At 38.2% G+C, this 18,797-nt stretch carries 13 protein-coding genes; 5 read left to right on the forward strand and 8 right to left on the reverse strand.

All coding sequences use genetic code 11. From position 1 onward, the window contains the following. Positions 1-268, forward strand: a 268-nt coding sequence (locus AC2JBO_RS31515; protein ID WP_496957575.1) for an iron chelate uptake ABC transporter family permease subunit, incomplete at its 5' end; no start/stop codon positions are given. A gap of 161 nt (positions 269-429) precedes the next feature. Here the strand turns inward: AC2JBO_RS31515 and AC2JBO_RS31520 are convergent. Further along, positions 430-3,828 carry a DEAD/DEAH box helicase family protein gene (locus AC2JBO_RS31520; protein WP_496957576.1) on the reverse strand — a complete coding sequence of 1,133 codons (3,399 nt, stop codon included), beginning with the start codon at positions 3,826-3,828 and terminating at the stop codon, positions 430-432. A gap of 746 nt (positions 3,829-4,574) precedes the next feature. Between AC2JBO_RS31520 and AC2JBO_RS31525 the strand changes: the two genes are divergently transcribed. Continuing rightward, positions 4,575-5,495 (forward strand): hypothetical protein, encoded by a 921-nt coding sequence (locus tag AC2JBO_RS31525; protein WP_496957577.1) that lies wholly within the window; start codon positions 4,575-4,577, stop codon positions 5,493-5,495. Positions 5,496-5,790: 295 nt separating this feature from the next. Here AC2JBO_RS31525 and AC2JBO_RS31530 read toward each other — a convergent pair whose 3' ends face one another. The 5 genes from AC2JBO_RS31530 to AC2JBO_RS31550 all read right to left on the reverse strand — a co-directional run bounded on the left by AC2JBO_RS31530 (position 5,791) and on the right by AC2JBO_RS31550 (position 10,791). Beyond that, positions 5,791-7,962, reverse strand: coding sequence for a S9 family peptidase (locus AC2JBO_RS31530; RefSeq protein ID WP_496957578.1), 2,172 nt, complete (start codon positions 7,960-7,962; stop codon positions 5,791-5,793). Between the two features lie 189 nt (positions 7,963-8,151). Then, positions 8,152-8,550 (reverse strand): ArsR/SmtB family transcription factor, encoded by a 399-nt coding sequence (locus tag AC2JBO_RS31535; protein ID WP_496957579.1) that lies wholly within the window; start codon positions 8,548-8,550, stop codon positions 8,152-8,154. 276 nt (positions 8,551-8,826) lie between these two features. Further along, positions 8,827-9,060 carry a type II toxin-antitoxin system PemK/MazF family toxin gene (locus AC2JBO_RS31540; protein WP_496957580.1) on the reverse strand — a complete coding sequence of 78 codons (234 nt, stop codon included), beginning with the start codon at positions 9,058-9,060 and terminating at the stop codon, positions 8,827-8,829. A gap of 23 nt (positions 9,061-9,083) precedes the next feature. Next, on the reverse strand, positions 9,084-9,329 hold the full coding sequence (locus tag AC2JBO_RS31545; protein WP_496957581.1) for a hypothetical protein: 246 nt from the start codon (positions 9,327-9,329) through the stop codon (positions 9,084-9,086). A 73-nt stretch (positions 9,330-9,402) separates the two neighbouring features. Beyond that, positions 9,403-10,791, reverse strand: a complete 1,389-nt coding sequence (locus tag AC2JBO_RS31550; RefSeq protein ID WP_496957582.1) for a glycoside hydrolase 100 family protein — start codon at positions 10,789-10,791, stop codon at positions 9,403-9,405. Positions 10,792-11,329: 538 nt separating this feature from the next. Between AC2JBO_RS31550 and AC2JBO_RS31555 the strand changes: the two genes are divergently transcribed. The 3 genes from AC2JBO_RS31555 to AC2JBO_RS31565 all read left to right on the forward strand — a co-directional run bounded on the left by AC2JBO_RS31555 (position 11,330) and on the right by AC2JBO_RS31565 (position 13,084). Further along, positions 11,330-11,563 (forward strand): twin-arginine translocation signal domain-containing protein, encoded by a 234-nt coding sequence (locus AC2JBO_RS31555; protein WP_496957583.1) that lies wholly within the window; start codon positions 11,330-11,332, stop codon positions 11,561-11,563. Between the two features lie 16 nt (positions 11,564-11,579). Beyond that, positions 11,580-12,494, forward strand: a complete 915-nt coding sequence (locus AC2JBO_RS31560; protein ID WP_496957584.1) for a hypothetical protein — start codon at positions 11,580-11,582, stop codon at positions 12,492-12,494. 86 nt (positions 12,495-12,580) lie between these two features. Then, a complete protein-coding gene (locus tag AC2JBO_RS31565) occupies positions 12,581-13,084 on the forward strand; it encodes a hypothetical protein (protein ID WP_496957585.1) in 504 nt (167 codons plus the stop codon). A 152-nt stretch (positions 13,085-13,236) separates the two neighbouring features. On the opposite strand, the gene AC2JBO_RS31570 is transcribed toward AC2JBO_RS31565, so the two are convergent. Both AC2JBO_RS31570 and AC2JBO_RS31575 read right to left on the reverse strand, forming a co-directional pair. Beyond that, entirely contained in the window at positions 13,237-17,868 is a 4,632-nt protein-coding gene (locus AC2JBO_RS31570; protein WP_496957586.1) for a CHAT domain-containing tetratricopeptide repeat protein, read from the reverse strand. Positions 17,869-18,022: 154 nt separating this feature from the next. Then, entirely contained in the window at positions 18,023-18,583 is a 561-nt protein-coding gene (locus AC2JBO_RS31575; protein WP_496957587.1) for a hypothetical protein, read from the reverse strand. Positions 18,584-18,797 lie beyond the last annotated feature (214 nt).

Raw genomic sequence — 18,797 nt, forward strand, 5'->3', positions numbered from 1 at the left:
TGTAATAACAGTAGTGTTACTGGCTGGAAGCGCAGTTGCAGTCGCTGGACCGATTAGTTTTGTTGGTTTGATAGTTCCCCATATTGCTCGTAAACTTGTTAGACATGATTATCGTTGGATTTTACCCACTTCAGCGATACTAGGAGGAATTTTATTGCTATTATCTGACCTTGCAGCCCGTTTGATTGTGCGACCCCAAGAGTTACCTGTGGGTGTAATGACTGCTTTAGTAGGTGGGACATTTTTCCTCTACCTATTGAAAAAGTAGCCGATGTGCAATTTTTAACTATCATCCTTATGAACTTCGCCCGAGGTGCTTTACTTTAACGGTGCCCACAATTTTACCTTAAATTACAATCCGTTTCGTTGCGTTTAATAGACATGGCAAACTTATTACCTTATCTTTTCTGTATCTAACAAATACCTACATCACGCGGCGCCAAACTTCACGTCAGCATTCTTGTTAAACTGGGTTACAATTTCAATAATTTCATTAATATCATTATCGTTACTAAACACACCATCTAAACCATCTTGGTGTAAATCAGTAAACGGCGCCTCATAAAGCAGTCCAGGGTTCATAACACCGTTTTGTGTGAGATAATCGATTATCATTTCTACAAAGCGTATTTGGTTGGCGTTGAAGTTTTGAGTTTGTAGATACTTGTTAAATGCTTGTTTTGCAGCTTTGCGGTCTAAACCTACAAGCTGACGTATAAAGCTTTTGATATTCACGGCACCATATACTTGTTGAAACTGCTCTCTATTTTCGATTACAACAGAACCGTATAACATTTTTTCAAGTGCAGTTACATCAGAGTAAGTTAACGGTACGTTGCGTTTTAGTTTGGCAATAGCAATGTGGTTTTGGTTTTCACGAATATATGTTTCTACCTTTTTGCGGTACTGAAGCGGACTAAAACCTGTTTGGTGAGTTGGTACAGAAACCTCGTCTAGGTCTTCGAGTTCATCAACAAAGTCTGTATGTACAATAACTTGCTCTTCACGGTCAATAAATTTGATTAAATCACGTAACTGGCGCCGAATGGTTTCTAACATTTCTGGTGTTGCATCAGTCCACCAAGTTTCTGTTTGTAATTCCTCAATTAATGGTAACTGTACTTGTACCATTGGAACAGTGCGCTTTTGTTCCAAGCGTTGCATACTGTCCCGCACTTGGTCACGTAACCGTACAAAGTTATTATCCTGTTGGGGGGATAAAACTGCAAGCTGTAATTTTAAAATGAGTAAATCAAACTGTTTAGATAAAGGACTTTCATCAGTTAAACCATTTGGAAGTTCTGCTAATTGATTTACTGCTTCTATATCTTTATTACTAACTGCATCCCATCGCGCGCGCTGTGAAAATTCATTAACTCGTTTTAAATGAGGACGTACTAAAAAGTTATTACGCGACATGCTCTCAACTTGTTGATGTAAGTTATCGAGCAGGTTTGACCGTAAAGTTTTGTATTGACCACCATGTTCTTTGAGAGCATTACTCAATTTTACGCGCGCTTTAAATAACTGCCCGTTAACACTTTGAGGTGGTTTGGTTTCTTTTTCTGGTAGTTGCTGGTCAAAAAACTCAAAGTTACTACATAAGTCAAATACTAAAAATTCAGTTTTATCGGCGCCAATGCCAAATAAATCTTTACATAGTCGCGTTCCTCGTCCTACCATCTGGTTAAACTTTACTTGGGAATATACGGGTTTAAAGAATACTAAATTGACAACTTCGGGGACATCTACACCTGTATCGAGCATATCTACAGATACCGCGATAGTTGGCTGTTTATTAGGTTCAGAGAAATCATCAAGGAGACTTTGCACGTAAGCAATTTGACTATCTATAACTCTGGCAAATTGACCTTGGTATTTAGGATAATTCTTATCAAAACGTTCAATAATGAATTCAGCATGTTTGTGGTTACGAGCAAAGATTATAGTTTTACCAAGCTGATCACCACCATCTACCTTTAACCCATACTCCATTAATAATTCAAGAGCTTGGTCTACTGTATTTATATTGAATAACCAAGCATTTAATGCAGAAGCATCAATTTTATCGGGTACTACACCTGTTTCATCGTCTTGGAACTTTTCTTCGTATTCTTCCTTTTCTTCGTTGCTCAGGTCAGCGTATTTTATCCCCTGAAGCAGAAACTTAAACGATGTTTTAATACCTTTGGGTGGAACTAAATAACCATCCTTGATAGCATCAGATAATTCATAAGCATGGGTAGGTACTCCCGGTTCTAAATCAAAGATGCGGTAAGTATCGCGGTTTATTTCCTTGCGAGGTGTTGCTGTTAACCCTACTAATAACCCATCAAAGTAATCAAACAGCGCGCGGTATTTTTTGTATATGGAGCGATGCGCTTCATCAACGATAACTAAATCAAAGTGACCACTACCAAAAACTCGATTACCTTCATCACTAATATTAATACGGTTAGCAATGGTTGGGTAAGTTGAAAGTACTACCTCAATATTATCAATATTATCCTTACCATCTTCACTCAAATTTATTGTTGACACATTTGGTAGGAAGTTTCTAAACGCGCGCTGTGCTTGAATAAGTAAAGCCTTTCTACCTGCTAAAAATAATACTCGTTTTACCCAGTTGGCACGTTTGAGGACATCAACCAAAGCGATAGCAGTACGAGTTTTCCCCGTCCCCGTTGCCATTACCAACAGCGCTTTTAATCCTTTTTCATTACCAAATTTCTCGGTAATGCGGTTAATTGCTTCTATTTGATAACTACGTTCTACTATATTAGTGTTGATTTTTATTGAACTTAATGGTTTTTGATGTTGACGGCGCCAAATTAAGCGTTCGAGTTCGTCTTTCTTAAGAAAACCTTGAATTTCGCGGGGTGGGTAATTTTTATCATCCCAGATCCAATGATTATAACCGTTACTATAAAAAATAATTGGACGCTGATTAAAACGTTTTTCTAGACAATCTGCGTAAAGTTTTGCTTGTTGTTTACCAGCAGCAGGGTCTTTTCGAGTACGTTTAGCTTCGATTATTGCTAAAGGTTTACCATCGGCGCCCCAAATTACATAATCAACATAACCCTTACCTGTTTTATTTGGCATTCCCTCAACTTCGTACTCTGTCCACTCTGGTTGATGAATATTCCAACCAACTTCTTTAAGAAGCACATCTATTAAATAGCGACGGGTTTCTTCTTCGTTGTAGTTATGGGAATCTGGGACAGAAGAACTTTGTTGCTTGAGGGTTGAGATTTTTGCTTTCAGTGCTGCAATTTCTGCTTCTGTCTTTTTCTCCCGTTCCTCTTCTATTTGACGCATTCGGTCAACAAGCAAAGGTTTTTTATCTAGAGAAAGCAGCTGTTGTTGGGTTAAGTCTACTTGCCCTGGTTTCTTCGCTGTTGGAATTAGGGTTTTATCAAAGGTTACATTAGGATGATTTTTGGCATTGGAAGAATAAGAGCGCGATAGCCAATATAAAAAATGGAATAATTCTTCGACAAGATGTAGAGCATCATTACTATTTACAGGGTTAGCATCATGAGCCGCAATGTTACCCATTTTATGAATCGCGCGTATTTTTGGAAATAAGCCTGGTTTAAGATTATCCTTAAACGTTTGTTCGTGTATAAGGGCGCCAAGGTTTTTGTCGTATGGTAGTTGTAGATAGGCATCGTTAGCATACAACCATTGCACCGCTTGCTCTAGGGTGAAGCGAGAATAAAAGCAACTTGCGCGCGGTGCGGTATAAACTAAACTTTCCGCATCGGATGCGTGTTTTAGGAGTTCTGGGAAATTAGAGCGGAGAAAGTCAAAGTTTGATGCCATCGCGCGCTACAACATGTATTTATTATGTTATATATTATACTGTGCGTTTTGTTACAAGCGATAATAATTACAATTCGGCTTGGAATATTTAACCAACCCGCCATACCAACATCGTATATGGGAATGGGCGCCATGTTGTAACCCACCACCCCAACATCACATTGTAACCCGCCACACCCACCAACCCGCCACACCATTCTATGGTGTGGCTAATTGAACGAAGCCCACCTACGTGGGCTAAAGAAAATAGCCCACGCAGGTGGGCTTTGTATTAATAGCCCCACCATAGAATGGTGCGGGCGTTATATCGGCATTAACGAAGATTTACCATTCGCCAATAGACATCTCCAAAAATTAATTATGCGTTGCCCGAAACCCTTGGTAGAGACGCGATTAATCGCGTCTCTACGTCATTTTTGGAGATGTCTAATATGTTCGGGTGCGGGCGTTATATCGGCATTAGACATTTACCTTAAAAGATGGGCGCCTATCATTGCTATAAACAGCTTGTTAGATATATTGTTAAGTTTGATTACAAATAATTGGAAATTTCCGGCTTTGTGGAATAGAACAGAATCACTACCATATTAAAGAGTACAAGCTAGTTTCTTTTGAACGCTAGCTCTTATAAAATTTGGGTGCAAAATTTCATCGCTGCTTTTAACTTTATTTTTCTACGAAGGAATATAAAGTAATTTGTAAATCAAAAACCCTCTTAAATAAACACTTTTTACCTAAGAATCTTAATGACTAAGTTTCCTTACGATGAGTTTGCCAAAAATTACTTGAGAGTATTGTTATCATCAATTGGTAAAGTTGACTCCAGTGGCAAACTTGCTACTGAGATCAAAGAGATAGATGTCTATTATACTCTTAACCTTGAAGAGCCTGTTGATGACCAAAAGAAACAAACTCTTGGGTTGTTAGGAAGATTTGCGACGACACCAGCAATTTTTGAACCTTACCGTAATGCTGTTACACCAGATGGAGTTCGTGTTTGTGCCAACAAGTTATTTGATGTTTTTGCTGATATCAAGCGAACAACAAAAAACAAAACTGTTAGAGCAGTCGAAGCAGAACTGCCGCTTTTATGGGTTTTATCTCCCACAGCTTCAAAATCTCTACTCAAAGGGTTTTCAGCTACACTAAAAGAAGAGTGGATGGAGGGCGTTTATTTTTGTGGTGAACACTGGAAAACCGTGATTGTCGCAATACACAAGCTACCACCTACACGAGAAACCTTGTGGCTAAGGGTGTTGGGCAGAGGTAAATTTCAGCAACAGGCAATTGTCGAACTACAAGCACTACCTCTTGATGACCCTTTGCGTAACACCGCAATGCATTTATTAAGTAACTTAAAGGCAATAATCCAAGTTAAACAAGATAAAAATAAGGAGGATGACAGATTAATTATGCAACTATCACCAATTTATGAACAAGATTTAGCAGAAGCTACTGAGCGAGGAGTGCAACAAGGGTTACAACAAGAGCGGCGTATGACTGTTGAAAACTTGTTGACAGCTAAGTTTGGAAATTTAGACCCAGAGTTAATGGCTGTTGTTCAACCTATTGTTGATTTATTACCTGGTGAGTACTCAAGCCTTTTGTTGCAATTTGCTAATCTTTCGCGCGAGGATTTATTAGCTAGATTCAGTTCGGAAAGTTAATATTTCTCTATTTTGCTAGGCAAGCCAGCGCGAACACTAATTGCTGGCTTTTTTATATACATGAAAGGCTACAAAATGGAATTATCACCAATTTATGAACGAGATTTAGCCCAAGCTACTGAGCGATGAGTACAACAAGGGTTACAACAAGAGAGGCGTATGACTGTTGAAAGCTTTTTAAACGCTAGGTTTGGAAATTTCCAAAATTATATGAGCGTTTAGAACGGGCAGGATGCCCGTTCCACAAGATGAAGAATTAAATTTTTAGTTTAAGACGGACAGGCAGTCAGCTATCCTACAGTCCAACTTGCGAGAGCATCCAAGCGTACTCAAATGCGGTATCTTTGAGTTCTTCGTAACGACCACTGGCGCCTTGATGGCCTGCTTCTAGGTTAATTTTTAGTAGTAAGGGATTATTGTCTGTTTTGAGGGTACGTAATTTAGCTACATATTTTGTGGGTTCCCAATAACCAACTTGGCTGTCGTTAATACTCGTGGTGACAAGTATTGAAGGGTAAGCTTTGCGCGCGAGATTATCATAAGGGCTGTAAGCGCGCATATAATCGTAAGCAGTTTTTTCGTGTGGGTTGCCCCATTCAAGGTATTCTTCGGTAGTTAGTGGTAAGCTTTCATCCCACATTGTATTCATGATATCTACGAAGGGAACAGCAAGATGTGCTGCTTTGAAAAGGTCTGGACGCATGTTGACGACAGCACCAATAAGTAAACCACCTGCACTCGCACCACTAATTAGTAAACGGTCTTTGGATGTCCAACGGTTATTAATTAAATATTCGGCACTATCAATAAAATCATTGAAAGTGTTTTTCTTGTTCATTAACTTACCGTCTTCATACCACTGCTTGCCTAATTCATTTCCACCACGTACATGAGGAATAGCGTATATTACACCTCTATCGAGCAAGCTAATCAAATTACTATCAAATCTTGCTTCTTCTCCTAAACCATATGCACCGTAACCGTACATTAACAAAGGCGCCTTACCATTACGCTTAATACCTTTACGATAAACTATAGATAAAGGTACTTTTACACCGTCTCTAGCTGGCGCCCACAATCTTTCGGTAGTATATTTACTAGCATCATAATTAGGAACTTCTTTACGCTTGATTACTTTTTGTGTGCCTGTAGCAAGGTATTGTTCGTAAATAGCTGTTGGTGAAGTTAAGGAAGTATAAGTATAGCGAAAAGAATTAGAATCAAACGGTTGATGTATAGTGTCGCTGACTCCTTCTTGGTTTAATCCTAAATCTGCTGTATAAGCACTTTCAGGAAAATTTACTTCACGCGATTTTTTGGTTTGGAAGTTATAGACAATAAAGCGGTTTAAACCAAGTATTTTCTCTGATATTACAGCAAAATCTTGATACAAATCAATATCTTCAAGTAATACATTTTGATTGTGTGGTATAAATTCTTGCCAATTGGCACCGTTAGAATTACCAACAGGAGTAGTTATAATGCGATTATTAATAACTCTTTGATTATTTATTCCTTTGTTTGTGATTATATACCAGAAGTTATTGCGGTGTTCAACAGAGTATTTGTATCCTTTTGCACGTTTCGAGATGACTTTTAATTTTTCGTTAGGTCTAGCTGCATCTAGGTAATGGGTTTCGTTAGTATCTTTACTGCTGGCAGTGTATAAAATATACTTTTTATCTTTCGTGCGACCAACTTGTGAGAAAAATTCTACATCCTTCTCTTCGATAACTTTCTCTGGCTTGCTTCCTAATTTAAGGCGCCATAATGTATTAGCACGGTTAGTAACTGGGTCTTGGGTAATATAAAAAAGTGTATTATCATTTGCCCAAGTTAGGGAACCGATATTTTTAGCAGTATCAGTAAGTATTTTTCCTGTTCTTAAGTCTTTCACTGTAAGATTGTAACGAATATCACCTTTAGTATCGATACCGAAAGCGAGGAAGTTACCGTCATTACTTACATTGAACATGCTAACGTTTAAGTACTTTTCACGAGATGCAAGTTCATTTTCATCTAATAAAACTTCTTCGATATTCGTGATAACCTTCTTGCGACAATGAATAGCGTAATTTTTTCCTTTTTTGTAGCGCGTGTAATAGTCATAATTTCCTTCCCTCACAGCTACACTGGTTCTATTCTCTTGTACTCTTGAAAGCATTTCTTGGTACAGCTTGTTCTGTAGAGGTTTTAAATTAGCAGTCCTAGCTTCTGTATACGCATTCTCTGCTTTGAGATATTTCAACACTTCGGGGTTTTTTTTATCACGCAACCAAAAGTAATTATCGCGTATAACTTCACCGTGACGAACTTCTTGATGCGGTTTTTTTGGCGCCAGTGGTGGTTTGATAGACTTTGCTTGTATTGTGGTGGGCGCCTGGTTTTGGGCTTTGGATGGGGTTAGATTAAGTATAAGTGAAACACTGATTATGATCCCCCCAACCCCCCTTAATAAGGGGGGCAAAAGGTTTTTGAGAATATTTGTTTTTAAGGGAGCATTTCTTAAAGTCCTTGTTTTTAAGGGAAGATTTCTTAAAGTCCCCCTTATTAAGGGGGATTTAGGGGGATTAAATTCTGACATATCAAATGCAAAACAGCCATATTCTTAGAAAATAAAGTATACGGCGCCTCGAACAAAAATTGTCTTTAAATTTTATTTCTCTTCCATATGCTCTGCGAGAGAAGTATATAAAGTTACAATATGACCGTCTGCCAAACTGTAATAGACGTTGCGACCTTCACGACGGTAGTTGACCAAACGCATTGCTTTTAACAAACGCAGTTGATGACAAATAGCAGATTCGGTCATTTTTGTCACTGCTGCTAAGTCGCAAACGCATAACTCTTGTGATGCTAGGGCAGAAATTAGCCGCAGACGGTTTGTATCTGCTAGCAAGCTGAATACTTCTGCCATCTGCTGCGCTTTATCAGTTGGTAATATTTGTGACTGTATAGAGCGCACGCTTTCTAAGTGTACCAAATGGTCGTCACACTTCGGCGCCTCTAAGTTTTGAGACAATTCGACACTTTCTTGGCGCTTGCGTTTACTCATATATCTAAAACTACTTCTGGTTACTTATATATCTACATCAAGTATAGCAACCAAAGTCATCGATATTTAACAATTGAACAGTTTTTCAAGAGTAATATCAAATTTCAAGATAATTGTAGGTTGGGTGAAACGCTCGTGTTACCCAACCTACGAATTTTCGTATTTTTACCTTAACCGAGTAGTACTGATAAATACTTATAGACTAAGAACAATAGCTAACGCTTGCGATACTAGCTGAATTTCTAGTTCTGAAAGCTGCCTAGCTGTCTAATTAATCTAATTTCCGAAACTGATAGAGACTTTGGCTAAACCATTCTCTACTGAAGGTTCAAGCCTAACCATCCAAAGTCTATCTGCAAACTCGTCTTTCCAGTCTGTTATTGGCACAACAACTTTTAATGGTAGTATACCAACTGCATTATTATTAACGATAATGGCAGGACGAGTTTTACTAATTTCCCTACCTACTGTAGGATTAAGGTTAACCAACCAAACTTGGCCTCTGAGCATAAATATTTATCTACTCTATCTACTTATTCAAATTCCTCTTCTGGGTAATCGTAAAAATCCTCACCATCAAGTTCAGAGAAAACCAGTAGTTCACTTCCCGGAGCATAATCTGAAACAGCCATCAACGCTGCGGTTTGTAATTGTCGCGTTTGCTTTGCGCGCGATAAATTTCTTTCTTGATTAATTAATTTCAAAGCTGCTTCTACTATAATTAAGCGGTCTTCATGGCTCAAATTAGGAAGAACCTCTAAAATTTCTTGTGTTTTCATAAACAATCTTTGTTACTCAACCTCGTTCATCGGCAGTTTTGTCTTACACCTATCCCAATTTTACTACCATTTTCTAAAATTCACATGCCATCGCACGGTCATCCTCATCAAAACTAATTAATTTCAAATGTTCAGGGTTTGCGATGAGTTGCTTCGAGAGTAAAAAGGCAGCTATCGACCAAGTTTGATAACGTCTTGCTTCTTTACCAACGAGGCGACCATTTTTACCATCATAATATTCGGGGAATGAGTCTTTACCTAAACGAAGCTCGGTAAGTTTGATGGCATTTTCTGCAAGTTGAATATTACCTGTTTTGATGGCAGCAGCGACTAAAAACCATAGTAAGACAGGCCAGTTACCTCCATTATGGTAAGACCAAGGCACATTTTTGGGGTCAAAACCAGTAAATAATTGCCAGTCACGGTCTTCAACTGCGGGGAAACAAATCTTCATGGGCATCTGTCCAACCAAATCATCCCAACGGTTCTGTATGAGAGTTAGAATATCACTCGATTGCTGTTTAGTTGCTAGCGAAATAATTACGGACATTAAGTTTCCCAGCGTAAAGAAGCGAAAGTCTATTAAACTAGGACCAATATTTCCGGCAAAATATCCACCTTCATCGGGAAGCCAATTTATAAACCAAGCAGGTATTGAGGAAGCGTAGATATTAAACTTATTAATGGCGCTGATGCCAAACTCTTCACCTTTATAATGATAAATTTCACTCAAGCGTTGCATATCAAGCCAGTAATAGCTTCGCATATGAAACATCAAATGACCCAGACGTTCAATTACTGCTTGACGTATACCATCTGAGTCGTTGGGTAACAATAATTCTTCTGCCGACCGTAAAGCTGCATAGAATAAGGCTTGAATTTCTAATGGGTATCCATACACACCCATACGACGGTCAATCATAAATGAACCATCAGGAACTAACAGTGTAGGATACATATCAAACCGCGTTTCCAAACATAAACGCAGTATCAAACGCATCCCATGCTGAAAGTCGCTGCGGTTGGCAAGTGCGAAGTCTCCTGTTGCCTTTACATACGCGCGCAGTAAAATCATCCACCACAAACATGAGTCAATAGGAGTGACTCTTGCGATAGCATGTTCGCCAAAGTCGGCAATTAATACTTCATCACCACCACGTAACTCTACCTTGAAACTAGCAGGCATTAAACCTAGTCCTGGTTTAAAACAGTCCATTCGTCGTTCTTGGCTTTGTAGCGTTAAAGTTATTTCCAAGAAATTACGGACTATTTCTTCTCTTCCTGTTGTTAAAAATACTAGTGCTGATGATACAAAATCACGTACAAAGCATTGGTCATAGTTGAGCGCAAGGGCATCCACATCACGCGCGGCAATCGTTCCTACTGCTTGCCCTTTATAGTACATAATACTTGCTTCAAGGGCTTTTTGAGCATCTTCAACTAAGTTTTTGCTACTGAACATGAGTTGTATTTTTGAAGTAGAAGAAGGTTAAAGTAATACTGTGGCTGGTTCTATTATTTTACGCATAGTCGTAGTTTTATAGTGTTAATAATTACTAAAAGGTCTAAATAATCTTAAATATAAATTAAGATTTTTACCACTAGCTGCATTCTCACCAGAACATAATCAGCGGCGCCTTATGTTTTAGTGGGAAGTTGGTTGTAAGCGATAGAAAACTGCTTACAGTTGCTATAGAGCATACTAAACTTTAAGAAGCATGACAAAAAGCTGTGTGCCAAGTATGGGGCGCCATCGTGGATGCTGATGCTGTAATAAATTTAGGCGAGCGTTGCATAAATCTAACCGAACCAACATATAAATAGTTAGATAAACACTTTACAAGTAAGTAAGGACTAATAAATGTTGAAAATGAAGAGCGTTGTGTTTATGAGTATTACCCACAAGGGTACTGTCAAAGCGTAATCGAGCTTTCCAATATAAATATAGGCATTTGCAACGGGACATTTGTAAAAAACACTCTCATCGGAGATTTTAAGACATGCAATCATTTAATTATAATCGGCGCCGCTTTCTACAACTGATAGGTGCTGGAGCAGCAACCGTGTCTATTATTCCCCTAGTTAAACTCTGTCAGGAAACAAAAAGTAAATATGCTGCATTGCCAACAGCAAGCACAGATTTTACCCAGACAATCGCAGCAACAGAAAAAATTGAGTCTTTACTCCTAGATTCCGCCCTCAAAAATTTGACAATAGTCAATTACATTCAATAAATTAAGGATAACAGTGATGATTAAAGTTACGCTAGATATTTTTTCCGGACTACCTAATCCTGTCTGGCAACTAGACGAAGAGGCTGCCCAAGCTATTTTCAAAGAATTACGCAGTAATCAAAGATTAATTGTTAATGTTAATCAAGGCTTTCAGGGTTTGGGATATAGGGGCTTTATCATAGATTTTGAATCGACCGAAGTTGCTAGAAAATACAAACTTCCTCAAGTATTTCGCGTACTAAAAAGTGATTACTTAAACGAAGAAAAAGCTAGAGAAGTTATCAAACGTTGGTTAGAAGGTGGTGGTTTACCGTCTAAACCAGTTCCAGAGCCAAATTTACAGTTACCACAGGCTGACATCAATATTGAAGAATTGAGAGGTAACGAGATTGAAGACCCAATCAAAGAAGACTCTGAGAAACAACTAAAGACCCCAAGCGTTAATCCTGACTCTATTCGGCCTTTAAAAATTTGTAAATATGATGCTACCAAATTCAACCCTGGATTTTGGAATCAATCGGGAGTGCAATCTCAAAACAACTGCTATAATTACGCCACTAATCGACGGACTAATACTTTTGCTCAACCTGGTAGAGGCAGTGGTCAAATATACAGTACCATCAACTGTGAGGAAGTAAGTAAGGCAGCTTTACGCGACGGCGCCCATAAGCGTTATGACTGTTTTCCCCAAAGCGAATATCCCCGCTATCTAGTTGCCTTAGTCTACGCACCTAACTTTTATGGTTCTCATGACTATCATTGGTATCGCTATCATCCGGAAAAGTTTTGGGGACACAAACCTGGTGGCACTGCTGCTAGAAATATTGATAATAGTGGGAAAGTAATCACTGACCCGCGCACTTGTGACCGTGGTCCATACACTCAATTTTGTGGTTTCTTCTACACTGCTAGGAGTATGAAAGTAAACTAGTAATAATATTACGATGGTAGAAGAGCGCTCATACCATCGCATATCAGTCACTGTATATCATCGGTCGGCTACGAGCTGATAAAACTATGGCTTACCTATACAATTTTGGAAAACGCTGTCAAAGTTGCTTATCACTATTGGTAGTATTAGTGGTATTTAGTTCTAAGGTACTAGCTATTTCCTGTGATACTCAACAAGTCAAATTTAATGATACCCCTATAAATAATCGAGTCAGTAACATGAATGCAACTAGTCAGGTCGAACTTAATATCTATAGTGGTAGACCAGACCCAAGTTGGACTATTACGAATACAGAAGCTGAACAATTGATTGCCAAAGTTCAAAATTTACCAATTATTAAACCAATCCAATTCACTGACAATTTAGGATATCGAGGCATTACCATTAAATTAAAATCTAATGATGACTTTATCAAGGTATATCAAGGTCTTTGTCAATACCAATCACAAGGTAAATCTCAATTTTTTAATGACGAAAATCGGCAGTTAGAAAAACAGTTATTGCTAACTGGTAAACGCCATATTCCAGAAAATCTATATTATAGTGTCTTACAGGAAATCGAGAAATAAACTTCAGGGGCTAGAATCCCTTATTTTTAGTTTCCCATATTAGAAATCAACATTACCGAATACTAGAACTTTCACGATATCTTTACTACTCGGTTAAAAAAAAATCGATAAACCCATAAAGGTTTTGTATTTTGTTTGATGGTCTGCAAAGCCTATAATCCATTTCCCGTCAAAATAAACGGCGCCCAAAAATAAGGATGTGAAAAGCGAGTATTATCACTATGGAGTAATGAAAGTTGTGCTTGACGTAAAGCTTGAACCTTAGTCATTTGAGAACTATAAGCTAAATTACTGTAAAATTGGCGCATCAGGTCGCTGGTACTGCTATCGTTAACAGGCCAAAGGGAAGCTAAAACAGCTTTGACTCCATCATTCAGGAAGTAGTAACTCATCGCATTAATTTCCACTCCATCTTGTCCTTTTTCACCAACAGCAGTTTCGCAAGCAGAGAGAACAACTAAATGTACATCTGCTAAGTCTTGCAAGGTTTTAATCTGGGAAATGGTCAATTTTTCGCCAGTGCCTAACACCAAAAATGAATTCTCAGCACCTCCAGGTTGAAAAACTGCGTGGGTAGCCATATGTACTATTTTATGACCTCGTAAATTATTTCTAAACGCGCGAAAGTCAAAAGCATTGTTGAGGAATTTTTCACCAGGGTAAATACCTTTAGTATCGGTAGCTTTTTGCTGAATAATTGCATCTAATTCTGATGGTACGTTGGGTAAGGCGCCAAAGCCAGGTCTAGCTTCAGATAAACCCAGTCCTAAAACCAAGGTACTTTGCTTTTCTGATGGTAAACGGTCTTTTGTATCTGTTAAATCAGCAGATAATATTGTCGAGACAGTATAATTTTCTACCACATATTTTTTACCATCAAATAAGGCACTAATAGGAATGTAGCGTGTTACCCTATCTAGAGATAAAACCAAGTTTTGTACTTGATTTTTTTGAAGTTCAGGTTCAATAGGCTTAATCAACCAGTCGTATAATTGTTTACCAGTAGCTTGAATTTGGTCGATATCAGAAGTACGGTCTTGCAATAATTCTCGGAATTTTTGGACAGTTTCTACTAATTTAGACTGTTTTACTGGAATTTCGACTGTTTTGAGAATACCACCTTTGGATGCCCATAACAGCCAAATTTTATCTTCTAGCACCAAAGGGTAAATTAGTACTGTATGGGGTTGCGCTGCTAAAATTTCTCTGGCTTTACGTCCAAAGTCTTTGGGGTCAAAATAGGCTTGGTCTTGGATAGTCCTAGAGTATACTTGTTTTTCAATGCTTTGAACCTTCTGATTAAATTGTGCTGTTAAAGTGTCGCGTTGGTCTAAGAGTTGACTTAACTGGCTGCAATGAGTTTTTTGACACTCATCAATTTTGTGACCAAAAGCGATTAAAGTACCATTTTCTTTTTTAATTTGTTCTTCGATAGCAGTTAATGGGATTTCAGGAGTTTTTATTGTACCAATATTAGAAACAGAAGTTTTATCGCTAGGACTTCGGATAAAATCGCGTAACTCCTGTATCTTTAGCAGTTCCAATACCTGTTGTGCTTCGGCAACTCGCCCGGTCGAAAGTAACAAATTTGCTAACTCGCGGTAAGTATCTGCTCTTTTTTCTCCATCTCGACCTACTTGTAAGAACGATAATTGTAATTGTGGTGGTAGACCTTTAATTTTTTGCCGTACTTGCTCGATTTCACTGATGGCTTGTTTATAATAAGCAATGGCTGTGGTGGGCTGATTTATACTGCGATAAACTCTAGCTAACCCAATTCTCGCACCAGAGCCATTACCCGGAAGTTCGGGGTTAGGAATAATTGCTAATGCTTGTTGATAAAAGGATATTGCCTGCTGATACTGTCCAGATTTACGATATAGATAGCCAAGTTGCGCTAGGGAACATGCCTCTAATCCTCGGTCTTTGAGATTTCTGGCAATAGTTAAGGTTGACTGCATTATTGCAATAGCTTTGGGATAATCCTTTAAACCATCATAGCCAGAGGCGAGAAACAAAAGAGCTATAGCTTTAAACTTGGAACTTTTGCTTTCCTCAAATAGCACTGCTGCTTGTTGGGCAAGCTCAATAGTTTTTTGTGCATTGCCTTGGTCGTCGTAAATACTGGCTAGCGCTAGTAATGAAATACCTTCCGTTGGATGGCTCTGAGTTTTGCGGCTAAGTTCTAATACTTGTTGATAAAATGAAATTGTTTTTTGATAATCTCCTAAGTCTCTGTAAATAACACCTAGAGAAAACAGTCCAGACATTTCTGCCATCGGATTTTTTATTTCTTGAGCTATGGCTAAACTCTGTTGGGCTAACTCAATGGCTTTGGAATAGCTGATATCATTGTTGGCAAGACTTAATAAACCCAGAGCTAACGATTCTAAGAAACGGTTTTTACTTTCTCGTGCAATTACCAAACCCTGTTGCGTCAATTCCAAAGCTTTTTGATAATTATATTGCCCAGCATCAAAAGCTGTACCTAAAAATATTAATGCGGCGCCTTCCAAATCGCGATTTTTAATAATTTGTCCGTTTTTGGAAGCATGTGTACCCTTGGCAATTGCTAAAGCTTGCTGACCAAACTCAATTGCTTTCTGGTAGTCTCCCTGGATTGAGTAATCAGCTGCAAGATTTGCCAAAGACCACCCCTCCTGTTCCAAGTTTTGAGTTTCTTTAGCAATAGCTAATGCTTGTTGAAGTGTTTCTATACCCTTCGGCAAATTTCCTATGTAGTTGTAAGCCGTACCAATGAGCAACAAAGCCTGACCCTCATCTTCACGGTTTTTAGCTTCCCGCGCGTTCAAGAGTGCTTGCTGAGAGTATTCAATGCTTTGCTGCCAATTTCCCATATTGGCGCCATAACTAGAAGCCACATTTAATAATGTGCTTCTTTCTAAATCTCGGTCTTTACTTTCTCGTGCTATTTCTAAAGCTTGTTGATAATAATTAATTGCTTTTTGCTCATATTTTAAATCATTAAAAGTATTGTCAAAATTGAGAAGAAGTTTTGTTTGATTTGCTCGGTCTTTAACTTCTTGAGCAATAGTTAAACCTTGCTGAAAGTAGTTAATTGCCTTTTGGTAGTCCTTCAAGTGATAATTAGCAAGACCTAAACCTCTTAAATCTTTGATTTGATACGGATGATTTTTAATATCCTGAGCGATAGCTAAACTTTGTTGGTAATATTCAATTGCTTTTCGATAGTCTTTAAGGGAGTCGTGGTAAATATTTCCAATATCTTTCAGCAAATCAGATTCATTATCACGCTTCTTGAGTTCCCGTACAACGGCAACGCTTTGCAAGTAATAATCAATGGCTTTTGGGTAATCTTTTAGTCCATTGTATGCTTTACCCAAACCATAGGCTAAAATAGCAAATTCATCTGTACTCTTTTTTAGCTGCCGTGCCAATGCTAAAGCTTGTTGAGAGGTATTAATAGCTTTTTGGTAATCTTTGAGGTCATTATAATTGTCAGTTATATTTAGCAGAATATTTAATTCACAATCGCGCGTTTTACTTTTTTGTTCAATTACCAATGCTCGATTGTAATAATCAATTGCTTTTGTGTAGTCTTCCAAGTTTTGGTAAGCACTACCAAGTGAATAAAAATCGCGCGATTGGCAATTGATTTTATGAACGTCTAAATTAATCTTGGCATACTGTTGAAAGTAATCAGTAGCTCCTGGTTTATCTTGCAAAGACTTGTAGACCGTACCAAGCTTATATAAAATATTGGATTCAATTGTTTGGTCTTTGATTTCGCGCGCAAGCAACAAAGCTGGATGATAATAATTTAGTGCTTCTCGGTAATTTTTGAGTTTATAGTTGTAAATGTTACCAAGATTTTCCAAGTATGTAGCTTGGTAATCGCGTTTTTTGATTTCCCGTGCAATTGCCAAAGCTTGTTGCCAATAATCACCAGCTTTCTGATAATCATTTAGAGAATTGTAGTAAACACTAGCTATTAGATCAAGAGCGTAGGACTCACCATCACGTCGTTTAATTTCCCGTGACACTAATAAAACTTGTTGAAAGTAATCAATTGCTTTTTGGTAATCATTCAAAGATTTATAGGTTTGACCAAGAGAAGTCAAAGCACCAGCTTCACCTTCACGATGTTTAATTTGCTTCGCTAATCCTAATACTTGCTGATAGTAACTAATGGCTTTTTGGTAATCTTTCAGTGACTTGTAAGCAGCGCCTAAATTACTTAAAGCATACCTCTTTAACTGAAAATTATTAATTTTGTGTGCAACATTCAAGCTTTGCTGATAATAATCAATCGCTTTCTGGTAATCATCCTGAGCATAATAAATATTGCCAAAATACCGTAAGGCATCAGATTCAAGTGTACCATTTTCAATTTCTTTTGCGATAGAAAGCGCCTGTTGTTCTAAATCTAAGGCTTTGGGATATTTCTTTAAACTATTATACGTCGCTCCCAGAATACTTAAAGATTTACCTTCTAATTCTCGGTCTTTTATTTCTTTCGCAATACTTAAACTTTGCTGGGAAAACTCAATCGCTTTCTCGTTCTTATCTAAATTAAAGTAGGCATTTCCTACTCCCTGCAACGCTTTTCCTTCTCCCTGACGGTCTTTTATTTCCCGACAAATAGCTAGTGCTTGTTGAAAAGACTCCAAAGCTGCTTCTCTTTGACTATGGTCTAGCTGCTTGTTCCCTTGTTCCAAAAGCTCGTTAGCTTGTGCTTTGCGGTTTAGTTGACCCAATGGCGCCTGTACTACTGATAAAGGTGTTTGTAGTTGTCCATACACCGTACAACTCAGGGAAAGTATCAGGGTAGTAACGATAGTAGATAGTATATATAGAGAAAATTTCCCACGGCAAACCATAGACAAAAACCCTCCAATTGACTGTGTAAATAATAACCCTGACTTTTCCCAAAATTATACAGATAGTATTAAAAATTTAACGCACTTCCTTGAAAACAATTGAGCTAATATCGTTTGTATCAACTAACCCTATTCCTGGTCTTCGCTTCAAGTTAAATATATGACCCTTAATCTTAACTACGTAAATTTGAGCCTCAGCATCAAAAAGTTTCCAAGTTCCAGTATTACCATCAGCAAGTTTCAAAGTTCCATCACTATAGAATTTAGCGGCGCCACCTTCAAACAGACCTGTGACACCAACCATAAGTTGGTAAGTCTTGACTATGGGGTCTTGTTTTTCAGATGCGACATTGTTGTTGTACTCGACGGCGCCAGTAACCTGCACATCGTAGTTACCTCCGGTTCTAATCAAGCCTTGTGGTGGTGGTTGAATACGCAAAGTAAGTTTAGCTTTGCGTTTTAGACTTTCAGGCAAGATTAACTGTTCAGATGCACCACTGGAAGTTAAACTTTTATGAACTATCACATTGCCTTTTTCGTCATAAAGGTATATTCCAATTGTAGCTTTTGTTGCGTTTCCAAGTAACCCCATAGATGAGAAATTAACGGTGATTTTAATGTCTCCTGGTCCAGCCACAAAGTAGTAAAAATGCGAACCGATAAAACTATCAGCTACACTTGAATTTATTCCAGGGTGTAAGGGTGCTGGCTTATTTTGGTCAAGTGATTGGGCAGAAGCGGCGCCGATATAAGTAGTAAGTGATAATAAACTAACTGCTGTAGCTGTTAGAGGATGTTTGAAAAGTCGGCAGTTGAGTAAAAAAAGCTCTCAGGGCGTAAGCTGTTAATTA

The sequence above is a fragment of the Calothrix sp. CBUCES-K 9914 genome (assembly GCF_059640475.1).